17 protein-coding genes are annotated in these 14,724 nt (G+C 37.8%); 7 read left to right on the top strand and 10 right to left on the bottom strand.

Going from position 1 to position 14,724, the window contains the following annotated elements; translation table 11 throughout:
- Positions 1–217 precede the first annotated feature (217 nt).
- Positions 218–1,099: a 3-hydroxybutyryl-CoA dehydrogenase gene (locus FKZ43_RS02675; RefSeq protein WP_419951026.1), complete on the top strand. Its 882-nt coding sequence runs from the start codon at positions 218–220 to the stop codon at positions 1,097–1,099.
- The gene (locus tag FKZ43_RS02680) at positions 1,096–2,244 is read left to right on the top strand and encodes an acyl-CoA dehydrogenase (RefSeq protein WP_140944337.1); all 1,149 of its coding nucleotides are present in this window, start codon (positions 1,096–1,098) and stop codon (positions 2,242–2,244) included. The genes FKZ43_RS02675 and FKZ43_RS02680 overlap by 4 nt, the downstream gene beginning before the upstream one ends.
- A 4-nt stretch (positions 2,245–2,248) precedes the next feature.
- On the opposite strand, the gene FKZ43_RS02685 is transcribed toward FKZ43_RS02680, so the two are convergent.
- Genes FKZ43_RS02685 through FKZ43_RS02695 form a run of 3 tightly spaced genes read right to left on the bottom strand, consistent with a single transcriptional unit; the run spans position 2,249 to position 3,755 of the window.
- Complete coding sequence (locus tag FKZ43_RS02685; protein ID WP_140944338.1) at positions 2,249–2,794, bottom strand: NTPase; 546 nt, start codon at positions 2,792–2,794, stop codon at positions 2,249–2,251.
- Positions 2,791–3,390 carry a recombination mediator RecR gene (gene recR, locus FKZ43_RS02690; RefSeq protein WP_140944339.1) on the bottom strand — a complete coding sequence of 200 codons (600 nt, stop codon included), beginning with the start codon at positions 3,388–3,390 and terminating at the stop codon, positions 2,791–2,793. Before recR ends, FKZ43_RS02685 begins: the two co-directional genes overlap by 4 nt.
- A gap of 20 nt (positions 3,391–3,410) precedes the next feature.
- Positions 3,411–3,755 carry a YbaB/EbfC family nucleoid-associated protein gene (locus FKZ43_RS02695; protein WP_140944340.1) on the bottom strand — a complete coding sequence of 115 codons (345 nt, stop codon included), beginning with the start codon at positions 3,753–3,755 and terminating at the stop codon, positions 3,411–3,413.
- Between the two features lie 138 nt (positions 3,756–3,893).
- Here FKZ43_RS02695 and FKZ43_RS02700 point away from each other — a divergent pair, with 138 nt between their 5' ends.
- The 5 genes from FKZ43_RS02700 (at position 3,894) to ybeY (ending at position 6,734) form a co-directional block, all read left to right on the top strand.
- Positions 3,894–4,922, top strand: coding sequence for a thioredoxin domain-containing protein (locus FKZ43_RS02700; protein WP_140944341.1), 1,029 nt, complete (start codon positions 3,894–3,896; stop codon positions 4,920–4,922).
- Positions 4,912–5,409, top strand: a complete 498-nt coding sequence (locus FKZ43_RS02705) for a DUF2934 domain-containing protein (RefSeq protein ID WP_140944342.1) — start codon at positions 4,912–4,914, stop codon at positions 5,407–5,409. The genes FKZ43_RS02700 and FKZ43_RS02705 overlap by 11 nt, the downstream gene beginning before the upstream one ends.
- A 156-nt stretch (positions 5,410–5,565) precedes the next feature.
- Positions 5,566–5,769: a cold-shock protein gene (locus tag FKZ43_RS02710; protein ID WP_140944343.1), complete on the top strand. Its 204-nt coding sequence runs from the start codon at positions 5,566–5,568 to the stop codon at positions 5,767–5,769.
- A 111-nt stretch (positions 5,770–5,880) separates the two neighbouring features.
- Positions 5,881–6,303, top strand: a complete 423-nt coding sequence (locus tag FKZ43_RS02715) for a hypothetical protein (protein ID WP_140944344.1) — start codon at positions 5,881–5,883, stop codon at positions 6,301–6,303.
- Between the two features lie 5 nt (positions 6,304–6,308).
- On the top strand, positions 6,309–6,734 hold the full coding sequence (gene ybeY, locus FKZ43_RS02720; protein WP_140944345.1) for an rRNA maturation RNase YbeY: 426 nt from the start codon (positions 6,309–6,311) through the stop codon (positions 6,732–6,734).
- A gap of 1 nt (position 6,735) precedes the next feature.
- Here ybeY and FKZ43_RS02725 read toward each other — a convergent pair whose 3' ends face one another.
- The 7 genes from FKZ43_RS02725 to FKZ43_RS02755 form a co-directional block, all read right to left on the bottom strand.
- Positions 6,736–7,149 (bottom strand): SPOR domain-containing protein, encoded by a 414-nt coding sequence (locus FKZ43_RS02725; protein ID WP_140944346.1) that lies wholly within the window; start codon positions 7,147–7,149, stop codon positions 6,736–6,738.
- Positions 7,150–8,052, bottom strand: a complete 903-nt coding sequence (locus FKZ43_RS02730) for an SPOR domain-containing protein (RefSeq protein WP_140944347.1) — start codon at positions 8,050–8,052, stop codon at positions 7,150–7,152.
- A gap of 27 nt (positions 8,053–8,079) precedes the next feature.
- Complete coding sequence (gene deoC / locus FKZ43_RS02735) at positions 8,080–8,739, bottom strand: deoxyribose-phosphate aldolase (RefSeq protein WP_235894669.1); 660 nt, start codon at positions 8,737–8,739, stop codon at positions 8,080–8,082.
- A 283-nt stretch (positions 8,740–9,022) separates the two neighbouring features.
- A complete protein-coding gene (locus FKZ43_RS02740; protein ID WP_140944349.1) occupies positions 9,023–11,674 on the bottom strand; it encodes a valine--tRNA ligase in 2,652 nt (883 codons plus the stop codon).
- 33 nt (positions 11,675–11,707) lie between these two features.
- Complete coding sequence (locus FKZ43_RS02745; RefSeq protein ID WP_140944350.1) at positions 11,708–12,217, bottom strand: cyclic nucleotide-binding domain-containing protein; 510 nt, start codon at positions 12,215–12,217, stop codon at positions 11,708–11,710.
- A complete protein-coding gene (locus tag FKZ43_RS02750; RefSeq protein WP_181180223.1) occupies positions 12,217–13,350 on the bottom strand; it encodes a potassium channel family protein in 1,134 nt (377 codons plus the stop codon). Before FKZ43_RS02750 ends, FKZ43_RS02745 begins: the two co-directional genes overlap by 1 nt.
- Positions 13,351–13,418: 68 nt before the next feature.
- Positions 13,419–14,636, bottom strand: a complete 1,218-nt coding sequence (locus FKZ43_RS02755) for an FtsX-like permease family protein (protein WP_181180224.1) — start codon at positions 14,634–14,636, stop codon at positions 13,419–13,421.
- Positions 14,637–14,724: the final 88 nt, after the last annotated feature.

Here is a 14,724-nt window from a genome sequence, read left to right on the forward strand (position 1 = left end):
TATCGCTTGAGAAATTGCCGACTTCAATTGAAGAGTATTTTTCGGTGATCTCAAGGATTCCGAAAAATGGTAAACTGAAGGCATATTTGAGCACTGCATATTATTATCGTGGTGGGGAAAGCGTTGATATGGTTAAAGCTGGAATTAAAAGCGTGGAGGAAATAATAAAAATGCTTTGAGTAAATAAATTAAAAACAAAAATTTGGAGCACTTAACTATGGAGATCAAAAAAGTTACGGTCGTTGGGGCGGGAACAATGGGAAGCGGAATTGCTCATGTTCTTTCACAAAATGGATATCTTGTAAATTTGATTGACATCAACAAGAATGTTCTTGAAAGGGCTATCAATGTTATACGGCAAAACATGGATAGGCAAATCAAAAAGGGCTTGATGACAGAGGAGGAAAGGGAACAGGCAATAGCCAGGATTAGTACTTTTACTTCTCTTGAGAGTGGAGCAAAAGATGCTGACTTTGTGATTGAAGCTGCTACCGAAAATGTCAAGATAAAGAAAGACATTTTCAAAACGCTTGATTTGACCTGTAAACCAGAAGCAGTGCTTGCGACGAACACATCTTCTATTTCAATCACTGAAATTGCCTCGGTGACAAATCGCCCAGATAAAGTCATAGGAATGCACTTTTTTAATCCTGTGCCAGTGATGAAACTTGTTGAGATAATCCGCGGTCATGACACATCCGATGAGACATTTAGAATTACAAAGGAACTTGCCGAAAAGCTCGGCAAAGTTACAGTTGAGGTAAAGGATTATCCTGGGTTCGTTTCAAATCGTATTTTGATGCCGATGATAAATGAAGCGATTTACTGCTTGATGGAGGGCGTTGCGTCAGCGGAAGATATTGACACAGTGATGAAACTTGGGATGAACCATCCGATGGGACCACTTGCGCTTGCTGATTTAATCGGACTTGATGTCTGTCTTTCAATTATGAATGTCTTATATGAGGGATTTGGAGACCCGAAGTATAGACCGTGCCCATTGTTGAAGAAAATGGTTGCAGCGGGTTATCTGGGTAGAAAATCAGGAAAGGGATTTTACGATTATACTCAACAACAAAATAATAAAACACAGCAATGAACTTCCAATTCACGGAGGAACAATTGATGATCAAAGAGACCGCGAGAAAATTCGCGGTTGAGGAACTTGCGCCAAAAGCGTCGGAGCGGGATGAAAAAGAGGAATTCCCGCATGAAGAGGTTAAAAAGCTCGCTGAACTTGGTTTTATGGGAATGATGGTTTCAGAAACATACGGAGGAGCTGGACTTGACACTATAAGTTATGTACTTGCGATGGAAGAGATATCAAAGGTTGACGCATCTGTTGGGGTTATAATGTCGGTTAATAATTCGCTCGTATGTTGGCCAATTGAAACTTATGGGACGGAAGAGCAAAAATTAAAATACCTTCCGCGACTTGCTCGGGGTGAATTGCTCGGAGCTTTTTGTCTTTCTGAACCAGAAGCCGGAAGCGATGCCTCAAATCAAAGAACAACAGCTGTAAGAGATGGCGATTTCTACATTTTGAACGGGACGAAAAATTTTATAACTAACGGCGTTTATGCTAATATACTCATCGTATTTGCACAAACGGATAAGGAGAAGGGCTCAAAGGGAATTTCGGCGTTCATAGTTGAGAAGGATTTTCCAGGAGTTATAGTTGCTAAAAAAGAGCGAAAGCTTGGAATAAGAAGTTCGGACACCGCGCAAATAGTTTTTGAGGACTGTAAAGTTCCTGCTGTTAATCGGCTTGGCGAAGAAGGGATGGGATTTAAAATAGCTATGACGACATTAAACGGCGGAAGGATAGGCATAGCTGCCCAAGCCCTTGGGATAGCTCAAGCATCGCTTGAAGCGTCAATTAAATATGCTAAAGAGAGGAAAACTTTCGGTAAGCTTTTGGCTGAGCATCAGGCGATACAGTTTAAAATTGCTGATATGGCTACGAAGATTGAAGCTGCTCGTTTGCTGACGCTTTTTGCAGCTTGGAAAAAAGACAGAGGTGAAAGATATGTGAAGGAGGCATCAATGGCGAAACTTTTCGCATCACAAGTTGCAGTTGAGGCATCGCTTGAAGCAGTGCAAATTTATGGAGGATATGGGTATATAAAGGATTTCCCAGTTGAAAGATACCTGAGGGATTCAAAAATAACAGAAATTTACGAGGGAACATCGGAGATTCAGAGGATAATAATTGCAAGGGAACTTCTTGAGATGAAAATTTAATTTTTTAAATGGCGCGCTTTTGCGCGCCTTGTAAAATTTTCTTAACCCGCTCAAAAATCATCATCGGAATTTCATCACGATTTTCAATTGTCAGTTTTATCAACTCCACATCTTGATGTGATTTTATTTTGTCAATGATTTCATCGCCTTTCTCTTTTATCGTTCCAACAAGAATTTTATCCGAATCAAGCAAGGAAAAAACCTTTCGGACAAATGTTTTTGAATAACATTCCATCTTCCCGATCTCATCAATTACTATCACCTCGGTGTCGGCATCAATTGAAGGAATCGCTATGTTTTCAATGTCTTTTATATTAACGCCATATTTCCCAACTTTATAGGGCGATTTTAGATTTATGTCGGCAAGAATTCCAATTTTACCATCAAGAGTTAAAATTTTAAAGCCTGTTCTTTTACCCAACTTATCCCTTATCTCCTCGGTTAAAAAACCAGACATTTTGAAGTTTTCTTTTGCGAGGTCTATGAATTTTTTTATCGCTGTCGTCTTCCCCGTCCCGGGTGGTGAAGTTATAAGGATTTTTTTCTTCATAAAGTGGTTCTGTTTTCAATTGCTCTTACTATCGTTGCGGTATCTGCATATTCAAGCGCTGTTCCTATGGGCAAACCACGAGCTATTCTTGACACCTTGACCCCAAATGGTTTTATCAAGTTTGCAACATACATAGATGTCGTTTCCCCTTCAACGCTTGGATTTAAAGCGATTATAACCTCGTTAACTCCACCAGCTGATATCCGTGAGATGAGTTCTTTTATCTTCAGATCTTCGGGACCAATCCCTTCAAGCGGGTTTATGACCCCACCAAGAACATGATAAACACCACTGTATTCATTTGTTTTTTCAATGGCAAGGACATCCATTGGCTCCTCAACTACACAGATGGTTGATTTATCCCTTTTAGGATTTGAACATATAGGACAAGGATCGGTTTCGGTTATGTTGAAACAAATTGAACAATACTTTATTTTCTCTTTTACATCAATTATCGCTTTTACAAGTTTTTCAACTTCTTCTTTTGGTTGTTTCAAAATGAACATTGCGATTCTTTGTGCTGTTTTACGCCCAATCCCAGGGAACTTTGTGAGTTCTTCAATCAAATTTTCTAAGCTTTCGGATGTGTAAAGCATATCTTGAAGGGGAGTTTATTTCAAGCTTTAAACCCGGGGAAGTTAAATGGAAGTCCGGGAATCCCGGGCAAAAGCCCACTTGTGACCTTTGCAATTTCTTCACTTATCATTTTATCCGCACTTTGAAGTGCTTTATTTACCGCAGCAATGAGAAGGTCCTCAAGCATTTCTATATCATCTGGATTAACAACTTCTCTTTCAATTTCAATTTTTACAACCTCTCTCTTGCCATTAACTGTTACCTTCACCATCCCACCGCCCACTTCTTCTGTGACAGTTTTATTTTCTAACTCCGCTTGAACCCTCTCAAGCTCCTCTTGAACCTTTTCAATTTGCTTAAAAATTGATTTTAAATCTGGTTTCATCGCTTTTTTCCTTGTTTTTATATAAATTAAGCACTAAATAATTTCAAAGCAAAAACGGAAAACTTTCGCCAGTTTTAAAATTTGCAAGTTAAAATTTAGTTGTTTAGATTGTTTTTAGAAAAAATTTTGTCAAGTGAAATGTATAACTACAGAAGACAAACAGAGGAAAGCGACAGAGCGGTAAACATAGTGGCGAATTTCTGGTTAAATTCCGAGCCGATATTTTTTGAAATTTTGCGAGGTAAGGTTGTTTTGCTTCTGTTTTTCAACTATGCAAGCCGCGAATGGGTTGAGCTCAGTAGATATCTAAAGGAATGGGAAAGAAGATATTTTGAAAAGGGACTTTTTATGTTTGGAGTTCATGTGCCAAAGTTTCCGTTTGAAACTAATGTTGAAAATATAAGTCGTGAAATAAAACGACTTGGGATAAATTTCCCGATCGCCGTTGACAATGATTGGATTAATTTAAGTAGATATAAAGTTCTTGAACTGCCTACAATTATTCTCATAAATCGCGATGGGTTGATCTCGTATTCGCACATCGGAACGAGGCGACTTTGGGAGGTTGAGTTCAATATTCAATCGCTCCTTATAAAAGCAGGATATCGTGGTGATTTCCCATTGCCGATTGGCTCAAGACATGAATTTGATGAATCGTTTTTTTACAAAGTTATACCTGAAATTTACGCTGGTTACTCTGGTGGCTCGCTCGGGAATCCTGAAGGTTTTGCTTCTGAATCAGTCATAAAATATGAAGACCCCGAGATTTACATCAACGGTAAATTTTATCTATCGGGCGAGTGGTATAACGGGAAACACTTTTTCAAGCATCAACCGGCTGAGGCATCGCTTGGAGTTATCATATTGCCTTACATTGGGACAAATGTTGGGATGGTCGCTGAATCAACAAATGGCGAAGAAATAAATTTAATCGTAACGCAAGATGGCGAACCGTTGAGTGATGAAAATCGTGGGGAGGATGTTTTTGTTGAGTGTGGTCAAAGTTATATTCGCATTTGTGAGCCGAGGTATTATGAAATAGTCAATAATTTTGACTACGGGGAGCACATTTTAAAATTGTTTGTCATATCCGAGGGCTTCGCAATTTATAAGTTTTCAATATCAGCATTTAGAACAAACCGTGAACCTGTGGGATATGGCGGATAGGATAAAAAAGTCAGAGATTAAAAACTTTTTGATTGAATTTTCTCGTAGAAATCAATTTAAACCTATGGTGGTTGAAAAAGGGGTTGGAAGGAAAAAAGAAAGGATTTTTGAGGATGTTTATTTTCTCGGGTTTCACTGTAGAATGGAGATAGGGAGTGGGGATAAAATTTATTTATTTAGGGCGACCAAAGATTATCAATATATTGGTGAGATTGTTTTTGAGATAGAAAATCCGAAGGGCATTTTATTTGATAAAGATGGTGAGATTGATAGCGTTACTATAACAGCAAGGGGGAGTAGGTTTATAGTTAAAGTTTTTGGTCGTCAAAATGAAGAGATGCGTCGCGAGACGATTGCAAAGGTTGCTTATTTTATATGGCAGAGGAAGGGCGGGATTGGAAGTCAAGAGCTTGAGAATTGGGCTGAAGCGGAAAGGATTGTTCAGGATTGGGAGAGGATTTTTACCGAGGGCTTTATTAGGGTTTAATTTGACATTGACAAATTAATTTATTATATTGAACCTAACTTTTTGCGCTCAGGAACAAGTGAAAATAGCGATAGCAACCACCCAAGTTGAATTGGTTCCTGGGCGTTTTAAGGGGTCGGTTGCTTGAGCAGTTAAACTTAAGGAGGTAGTAGTAAGATGTCACGCGGTAAGGTGAAATGGTTCAACAACAAGAAGGGCTACGGATTTATCGAGGCAGAGGATGGACGTGAGGTTTTCGTCCATTACTCCGAGATCAAATCCGATAAGCGCTTCAAAACCCTGGAAGAGGGTTCAGTTGTGGAATTTGAGATTGTTGATGGACCTAAAGGACCCAAAGCAGTTAATGTCGTTGTCGTGTGAGCCAGACATAACTGGATGAGGTGAGAATATTAACCCCAATTGTTCTGTTCTTTTGAACAGTCAATTGGGGTTTTTTAGTTTTAACTTAAATAAAAAGTGGGAGTTTAAAAGATGAAATTCACAAAGAGGGATGCTGAAAGGGTTGGGGAAGTTTTAAAGGTGAAACCGAAATTACAAAAAAATTCCTTCCTTTTCAATGTCGGCAAAACTTCACTTGAAATTTTTCCGAAGATAAAAATAGGGAAAAAAAGTGGGACATTGGTTTCTGTTTATACGCCTTATTCACACCTTCAACTGCATTTTTGCACCGGATATGTCGCAAGTGATTTACTTGGTGAGGTCACTTTCATAAGCGAACATGACGGCAGAGTATCTGGGCTTATAATTGAAGTAAATGGTGCTTGTTCTTTTTATGCGAATCTTGAAAAGGAAATTTTATCTGGCGACTTCACTAAACTTGAACCTCAAGTTATGATTCCCGGAATAGCACTTTCGCTGGGCGAACTTTTAATTGAAAAGAAGATAAGGAAATAATTTTGATGGAAATCAACATAATTAACGAGCAAAAGAAAATTAAATTGCCGATTCAAAAACTTAGAAAGTTGATAAAACAAGTCGTTAGCGAAGAATCCCTTGGATTTACTCAGATTAATTTTATTTATGTCAGCGATGATTTTATACAGCGTATAAACAAGCAGTTTCTAAATCACGATCATCCGACGGATGTCCTTGCGTTTGATCTATCCGATGAAATTGAAACTTTGGATAAAATCGCTGAAATTTACATAAGCTTAGATAGAGCTTTTGAGCAGGCAAAGAGCTACAAAGTTAGTTTTGAAAACGAAGTTGCTCGGCTTACAACACATGGGCTTTTACATCTTGCTGGATATAAAGATGATACAAGGAGTGCAAAGATAAACATGAGAAGGCGGGAAAATTATTATTTGAGAAAATTCGGATTTTGATCTATCTCTTTTTTATTTTGTCGGGGACAATCCATGCGTATTTGAATCCCCTCTCAATAAAAAAATTACGCAATGAGCTTGCCTCTTGTAGATGTTCAAAATCCCCAACTCTAACTTTATAATTTGGCGGTTCATAAACGATATAAACTTGTGCCTGAATCCCAGCGGAAGATAAAATCGATTGGATATAATTTTTAACCGAATTTGCACTGTCAAGTTGATCTGTGACAAAAATTTGAACCCTATATCCTGATGTTAACTCCCCCGTTTCATCTGTAAGAAATTTTTTCGGTAAGACAAGCTCTTTGATGTCATATATCTGCGGATTAAACTGTTTCTCATAGTAGTAAAGTGAATCTTTGTTCTGCGAATATAGAGGGGCTACCAAGATTAATAGAGCAAGAACTTTTTTCATTTACTTGATATTTTCTTTGATTTCAAAGGCATCGGTGAATTCAGATTTTATCTCGTTAAGCATCTCAGTATCACCTTTTCTCAAAAGGGCAAAGACCTTAAATATATCATCTGTTTTTTTCACTTCAACCCTGATTTTGAATTTTTTCTCAACATACTCTTTTATTCTAAACGCATTTTCATAGTTTGAATAGACGCCGATTTGAAGTTTTACCAGTGACTCACTGGTATCAGCTTCGGTTTGCTGTTTTACATTTAAAGTTTTCTGCGAGGTTACAAATGCATCTGTGAAATTTTGAAGAACTATTTGGAGAGTTTTATTCGCTTCAGTTGAATCAGCGAAGCCATCTGTTAGAACTTTATAAAATCCAGATGTTGAGTCAAAAAAGATGTATGCATTATATGTTGGATAAAGCGATTTAAATTTCTTTAGTTGCTCAAAAGCTGAACTTTCTGTTATGAAAGCGCCGACTTGGATGAAATGGGTTTCGCTCTCTGAAATTTCAGGCGGTTTTGGTTTCTTTATTTCTGGTTCTAACTTTATGGGTTCAGTTTTAACTTGCTCTGGTTTCTCTTCTTTCGGCTTTGGAGTTTCTGGTTTTACTTCGGGGGTTGTCTCTTTCGGTTTTTCAGCTACGCTTTGAAATGGAATTGCCATTATCGGAAGCACAATCGGGGCAAGTATGACTTGTTGGGGCTGAGCTTGCTTTGAGCGTTTCGGTATGATGACGGTGTCGGTCTCAGTTTCATAAATTAAATCGTCAAATAGTTTTTGTGGCTTGTTTAAAATTAAAATCGTGTCTTGTTTTTCTCCTGGTCGTTCATTTTCTGGTCTGATTTCAACTTTGCTCCCAGCACAAGATATAAAGTAAAGAGATAGAAGCAGAGGCAAAAAATTTTTCATTTAACAAACCAATTTTTGATATGTTGATCAATACGTTGAACGTTCTTCATCCTTCGCTCCAGTTATAATTTTAACACTTGCGCTTGCCCCGATTCTATCCGCACCGCTTCTTATCATTTGAAGTGCTTCTTCATAACTTCTAATCCCACCGCTTGCTTTAACTCCCATTGCGGTTCCGACAACCCTTCTCATCAAGGCGACATCCCCAGCTGTTGCACCACCTTTGCTAAACCCAGTTGATGTTTTGACGAAGTCGGCGTTCGCCCTTTTTGCAAGGAGACACGCCTTGACTTTTTCTTCATCGGTCAAAAGCGCGGTTTCCAAAATCACCTTGACCAGGACATTATTTCTGTGAGCGACATTTACAACAGCTCTGATATCTTGCTCAACATATTCATAATAACCACCTTTGAGCATTCCTATGTTCATCACCATATCAACCTCTTCTGCGCCATCTTCAATTGCTTTCTCCGTTTCAAAAACCTTTGTCTCGGTTCTATTTGCACCAAGAGGAAACCCAATAACGGTGCATACCTTCACTTTTCTACCTTTTAAAATTTCTGAAGCAAGACGTACATAGCATGGATTTACACATACACTTGCAAATTGATATTGTATCGCCTCAAGACATAATTTTTCAATGTCTTTTGGAGTTGCTTCAGGTTTTAAGAGAGTGTGATCAATCATTCTTGCTATATTTCCATCAATTTGTCCTTGTTCTGTGACTCCAAGTGTTGCGCTTATCCTTTCGGCACCATTTGAAATTATATTTTCTACCGCTTCTTTTTTATGCACAACGCAGTAACCACACCCTGCACATGGTTCCCTCGGATCACATACACCCCCAGGAATCTCAGTCCCCGGATGTGCTTTCTTAACCTCAAGTAAAAGCTCTTCAATTATTCTCTCAAGATAATCCCTGTCCATACGAATTTGATTTGTTTTTTCAAAGTTATGAAAACGAACTTAATTATTCAACAAGATAAGCGTAATTTTGACGCAACTTTTCAATTGTCAATTTGAAGTTCTCGTATTTCTGTCTTTCCTTTTCAACAATTTCCTTTGGTGCCCTTGAGATGAAGTTTTCATCGTTTAATTTTCTCTCAACATCGGCAAGCATTGATTCGTATCTTTGTATTTCTTTTTCAAGGCGCTTCCTTTCAGCTTCAAAATCAATCAATCCTTCAAGCGGTATGTAAATTTCGGTTCCATGAACTACAGCACTTGCTGAAAATTTCGGTCTTTTTAATTTTGAGCCAATTTTTACATTTTCAACTTTTGCCAATCGCTTTAAGTAAGGTAAAAAGTCATTCAGAAGTTCTTGTTTGTTCTCATCCTCAATGGAGATGATGACATCGCAATACCTTGAATGCGGGACATTCATCTCGGCACGAATCGCCCTTATTGAAGTTATCAAGTCTTGAACGAATTCCATATTTTGTGTCATTCGTTCATCAATCCATTTTTCGTCTGGCTCAGGGAAGGGTTGAATCATTATGCTGTCGCCTTCGTCTCTTTTGCGGAGTTTTTGCCATATTTCTTCTGTTATAAACGGCATGAAAGGATGAAGCAATTTTAACGCTTCCTCAAAGATGTAGACGGTGCGAGATAAAACAGCAATTTTTTCATCTTCTGATTTCGGCGAGTAGATTCTATCTTTTACAATTTCAAGATACCAATCACAAAAGTCATGCCATAGGAAATCGTAAATTGTTCTGGTTGCGTCATTTATCCTGTATGTTTCAAGGGCACGGTTTAATTCAATTATCGTTTTGTTTAATCTGCTTAAAATCCATTTATCAGTGAGGTCAAGTTTTTCAAATTTTAATTCATCTTTTATTTCAACATTTTTCAAATTCATCAAGATAAATCTTCCGGCGTTCCAAATTTTGTTGGCGAAGTTTCTTCCAATTTCGCATTTTTTTGTTGAGAAAAGTATATCTTGACCAAGCGGTGCAAGGTATACAATTGTGAACCTGAGGGCATCCGCCCCATATTCTTTTATCACATCAAGGGGGTCGGGTGAATTTCCAAGCGATTTTGACATCTTTCTGCCAAATTCATCCCTGATTATGCTTGTGAAATAAACTTCTTTAAATGGGATTTCACCCATAAATTCAAGCCCAGCCATTATCATACGAGCAACCCAGAAGAAAATTATATCAGGACCTGTAACAAGTAAATCGGTCGGGTAAAAATACCTTAAATCGGGGTTATCTTTTGGCCAGTCAAGCGTTGAAAATGGCCATAGCCAAGAGCTGAACCAAGTATCAAGAACATCTTCATCCTGACGAATTCTTGTGCTTTTACATTTCTTGCAAGCTTTTGGTTCTTCCCTTTCAACCATTATTTCATCACAATCATCACAGTAATAAACGGGTATCCTATGTCCCCACCAAATTTGTCTTGATATACACCAATCTCTGACATTTCTCATCCAATGCTCATAAACCTTGACCCATCTTTCTGGATAAAATTTTATCTTCCCATCAAGAACGACCTGGAGTGCCTTTTCAGCAAGTGGTTTCATCTTTACAAACCATTGATCAGATAGATATGGCTCTATCACTGTATCACATCTATAGCATCTCCCAACCGCATGATTGTAATCCTCAACCTTAAAAAGATAACCATTTGTTTCAAGGTCTTTAACAACTTCTTTTCTTGCTTCAAACCTGTCAAGTCCTCTGTATTTTTCCGGGGCATTTTCATTGATTTTTGCGTATGTATCCATTATGATTACAAATTCAAGATTGTGCTTGGTTGCGAGGAGATAATCGTTGGGGTCATGGGCTGGGGTGACTTTAACGGCGCCAGTGCCAAATTCCATATCAACAATTTCATCCGAAATGATGGGTAACCTTCTACCAACAAGTGGGAGGATTGCGAATTTACCGATCAAATGTTTATATCTTTCATCTTTTGGATTTACAGCGACAGCGGTATCACCAAGCATCGTTTCAGGTCGGGTCGTTGCAACTGTGATAAATTCGTTTGAATTTTCAATCGGGTACTTTATATACCAAAGTTTTCCATTTTGTTCTTTGTGTTCAACTTCATCATCGGCAAGCGCTGTGTGACATCTGGGACACCAGTTGACGATGTATTTACCACGATAAATCAGCCCTTTTTCATATAATCGGATGAACACCTCTTTAACGGCGTTTGAAAGACCTTCATCCATTGTGAATCTTTCCCTTTTCCAGTCGCAAGAGACACCCAGCTTTTTAAGTTGTTTTATTATCGTGTTTCCGTATTCTTCTTTCCATTTCCATACCCTTTCCAAGAACTTTTCTCTTCCAAGGTCCTCTCTGCGTAGACCCTCTTTTGCGAGCGCTTTTTCAACCACATTTTGTGTCGCTATTCCAGCGTGGTCAGTCCCTGGGATCCAACATGCTTCATAACCTTGCATCCTCTTCCAGCGGATGTAAATGTCTTGAATCGTGTTATTCAAAACATGTCCAAGGGTTAACATCCCGGTTATATTTGGCGGGGGCATGACTATTGTGTATGGCTTTTTCTCTGGGTTGACCTTCGCGTAAAAGTAACCGTTCTTTAACCAATACTCATACCATTTGTCTTCAACCTCGTGTGGGTTATATGCCTTTGCTAACTCCTCCATCTATGTGATTGATTTTGTTTTTAAATTTTATTTCTATCTTGACAGAATCAAACTCAGCGCTGTCGTCAATTTTAAAATGTCGTTATTTGCTTTTTTAAGCCGAGATGCGAGGGCACTTGCGATATTTTTAAATAAAAGGTATCCTATCTCAGCATCGCTTTCAGCAAGATTTAATATATCCGATTTTTTCAAAACGGCAAATAAACATTTAGTCGTAGTTATAACAGTTGCTGTCCTTTCAGCTTTATCGTCAAATAAAACCATTTCTCCAAAAAATGGGAAACCATCTGCGGAAAGCTTCGTCAAAGATTTCTCTTTTTGCTCCAATCCGGGTAAATTCAAAACCAGCGACTTTGAAACTTCCACCTCGCCATTTAACAATATGTAAATTTCCTTTCCTTTTTCTCCCTCGCGTATAACAACCGCATTCTCCGGAAATTCCTGAATCTGAATTATCCTTTTGAGATTTTTAAGATGTTCTTCTTTAATTCCGCTGAAAATCGGTATTTTCTTCAGGACTTCATCCGATATCTCCATAATCATTACGCTATATTTCCAATTACAATTGCCTCGTCCTTTTCGTTTATAACATAGTTGAGCGATGGATTTAAGTTCAATCTCACTTGCGGTGACTTAACATTTAAACCAGCTTCCTTTAACTTTCTTTCAATAAAAGCATCAATTTCAGTGTAGTCGTGCGAAAGTATATTTTCAAGAGTTATGGTCTCCTTCTCAACTATGAAACCAAGGAGGAGATAATTTTTTTCAATTTTGAAGTAGTTGAAAAGCTCTAAAAATGTCCTGCCGATGAATTTCTCCGGTATTTTAAGGCGAAGTATCTTCATTGTTGAACTCTCACTCAAAAGCGAGGATAAAACCTGAATTACACCTGGGTAAATCAACTGATTCGCTATGATGGACGGGAGATATTCGTTTGTCACAATTATTTCGTCGGCATTTGCCTTTTTCAAATTGTTTGTGTTTTCACGATCAATTATGTGGGCGTAAACTTTTACATTTGGGTTAATTGATTTGACATTTAGCGTCGCTATCAATGTTTTTTCATCAGATGGAACAGGTGAGAGCGTCTCATCAGGTAGAATTACAACTATCCTCGCTTGTTTGATATTGGCTCTTTCAAGTATTGATTCCTGAGTGAAGTCACCTCGGACGAATTTTATCTCTATGTTTTTATATGTGTTCACAAGCGTTTCAATTCTCTCGGCTGGAAGATTGTTGAGAAGAACTATTTTTATGTTTCTTTTCTCACCGAGTTGGTTCAAGGCTTTTATCAACCTTTCTGTATCTTTATTCCAACCGCAAATTATTATGTGATTTGTCATTTCCACTTTTTCAAGACCTTCCCTTTCTTTTATCTTTTTTGCAACGAGGATTGAGGAGACAGTTGCAGTGAACATTGAAACAAGGGTTACACCTGTGAACATGACTAAAAAGGCGATGATTTTACCAAGTGTTGTCTCTGGAATTTTATCGCCGTAGCCAACCGTCGTGATCGTTACGATTGCCCACCATAATCCATCAAAGACGCTTGAGAATTGATGATTTTGAGAATTTTCCACGAGATAAATTGAAAGTGAAGCGATAAATAAAACGAGTAAAATTAAAAAAGCAACCCTTAAAAGTCCATGATTCCAGATTATTTTTAAAATCTGCACCAATGGAGAAAATCAGCCGTTTTGTTTATTCAAAATTAATGACTTTGTTTAAAAGTTTCAAGTTTTAATCAGGCGAATCTTATTGCCTCAGCAGGTTGAATTCGTGAGGCAATCATTGACGGGATTAAACTTGCAAAAAAACATAGAGTTAGGGTAGCTATTGAGACGAGGGCAAAATTCCACAGCTCAAGTAAAATCGGCACCGAATTCATAAAATAGATGTCTTCGGGGAGGGAAAGAGGTTTGTAATTTAATTGAATTAAACAAAGGATGTAGGCAAGAATATTTCCCAAAATTGTGCCAATTATACCGATGAACATGCCCTGGTAGATGAAAATTTTCATTATGCTTTTTGAATCAGCCCCCATTGATTTCAATATGCCAATTTCTTTTGTCTTTTCAATAACCATCATCAAGAGCGTTCCAATTATGTTGAAAACAGCGACAATTATTATCAAACCGAGGACTATTGGAACTGGCTTTTTCTGTAGCTCAAGCCATGCGAAAAGGTTTCTATACATTTGATACATAGTCCTTGCGTAATAAGGATAGCCAAGAACATCCTGAATTAAAACGGCAGTTTGATCAATCAAATCAATATTTTCAAGCATAACATCAAAGCCACTCACTTTATTTCCAAGATCAAGCAGATATTGTGCGTGCTCAAGCCGAACATAAACGAATATATCGTCATACTCAGCCATTCCTGTTTCGTAAATTCCAGCGACTTTAAATTGTTCAATTTTTGGTGTTAAAGAATATGGATTGTTTGGATCAATAGCTACGATTACGACTTTATCCCCGAGTTCAACTCCAATTTTATTTGCGAGTTTTTTGCCTATTATAATTTTTGCATTTCCATCGCTTTCGTCAAAATCATATTTTCCGTCAATTATGCTTCTTTTAATTATTGAAAAGTCATATTCTGGAAGTATTCCCTTCAAATAAACGCCTTCTATCGCATAGTTTGATCTTATCATCGCTTCTCTTCCTGCAAATGGGGAAACTGATTTAACATTTGGAATTTTTTTCAGCTTCTCAAGGCTTATCCAATCATCTTTTTGATGGTATCTTACATCAAATTTTGATATTTGGATGTGCGATGTGAAGCCGATGACTTTTTCTTTCAGTTCTTTTTCAAAGCCGTTTGAGATTGAGAGGGCGATGATAAGAGATGATGTCCCGAGCATTATTCCAATTATTGCGATCAAAGTTATAAATGAGATAAACCCGGTGAATCGGGTTGATTTTATATATCTTTTTGCTATGAAAATTTCAAAGGGCATTGAACGGGTTTTTTGTGAAAATTTAAGTTGAAGCATTTACAAATACAATTTTGATTTTTGCGATGCAGTTTTTATATTTATAACGGAA

It is taken from the genome of Candidatus Thermokryptus mobilis, from assembly GCF_900070205.1.
Classification (GTDB): Bacteria; Bacteroidota; Ignavibacteria; order Kryptoniales; family Kryptoniaceae; genus Kryptonium; species Kryptonium mobile.

Excerpts from the sequence above, each read along its gene's own strand:
- FKZ43_RS02675 (WP_419951026.1), top strand. The coding sequence starts at position 218 with ATGGAGATCAAAAAAGTTACGGTCGTTGGGGCGGGAACAATGGGAAGC.
- FKZ43_RS02680 (WP_140944337.1), top strand. The coding sequence starts at position 1,096 with ATGAACTTCCAATTCACGGAGGAACAATTGATGATCAAAGAGACCGCG.
- FKZ43_RS02685 (WP_140944338.1), bottom strand. The coding sequence starts at position 2,794 with ATGAAGAAAAAAATCCTTATAACTTCACCACCCGGGACGGGGAAGACG.
- recR (WP_140944339.1), bottom strand. The coding sequence starts at position 3,390 with ATGCTTTACACATCCGAAAGCTTAGAAAATTTGATTGAAGAACTCACA.
- FKZ43_RS02695 (WP_140944340.1), bottom strand. The coding sequence starts at position 3,755 with ATGAAACCAGATTTAAAATCAATTTTTAAGCAAATTGAAAAGGTTCAA.
- FKZ43_RS02700 (WP_140944341.1), top strand. The coding sequence starts at position 3,894 with ATGTATAACTACAGAAGACAAACAGAGGAAAGCGACAGAGCGGTAAAC.
- FKZ43_RS02705 (WP_140944342.1), top strand. The coding sequence starts at position 4,912 with ATGGCGGATAGGATAAAAAAGTCAGAGATTAAAAACTTTTTGATTGAA.
- FKZ43_RS02710 (WP_140944343.1), top strand. The coding sequence starts at position 5,566 with ATGTCACGCGGTAAGGTGAAATGGTTCAACAACAAGAAGGGCTACGGA.
- FKZ43_RS02715 (WP_140944344.1), top strand. The coding sequence starts at position 5,881 with ATGAAATTCACAAAGAGGGATGCTGAAAGGGTTGGGGAAGTTTTAAAG.
- ybeY (WP_140944345.1), top strand. The coding sequence starts at position 6,309 with ATGGAAATCAACATAATTAACGAGCAAAAGAAAATTAAATTGCCGATT.
- FKZ43_RS02725 (WP_140944346.1), bottom strand. The coding sequence starts at position 7,149 with ATGAAAAAAGTTCTTGCTCTATTAATCTTGGTAGCCCCTCTATATTCG.
- FKZ43_RS02730 (WP_140944347.1), bottom strand. The coding sequence starts at position 8,052 with ATGAAAAATTTTTTGCCTCTGCTTCTATCTCTTTACTTTATATCTTGT.
- deoC (WP_235894669.1), bottom strand. The coding sequence starts at position 8,739 with ATGATTGATCACACTCTCTTAAAACCTGAAGCAACTCCAAAAGACATT.
- FKZ43_RS02740 (WP_140944349.1), bottom strand. The coding sequence starts at position 11,674 with ATGGAGGAGTTAGCAAAGGCATATAACCCACACGAGGTTGAAGACAAA.
- FKZ43_RS02745 (WP_140944350.1), bottom strand. The coding sequence starts at position 12,217 with ATGATTATGGAGATATCGGATGAAGTCCTGAAGAAAATACCGATTTTC.
- FKZ43_RS02755 (WP_181180224.1), bottom strand. The coding sequence starts at position 14,636 with ATGCCCTTTGAAATTTTCATAGCAAAAAGATATATAAAATCAACCCGA.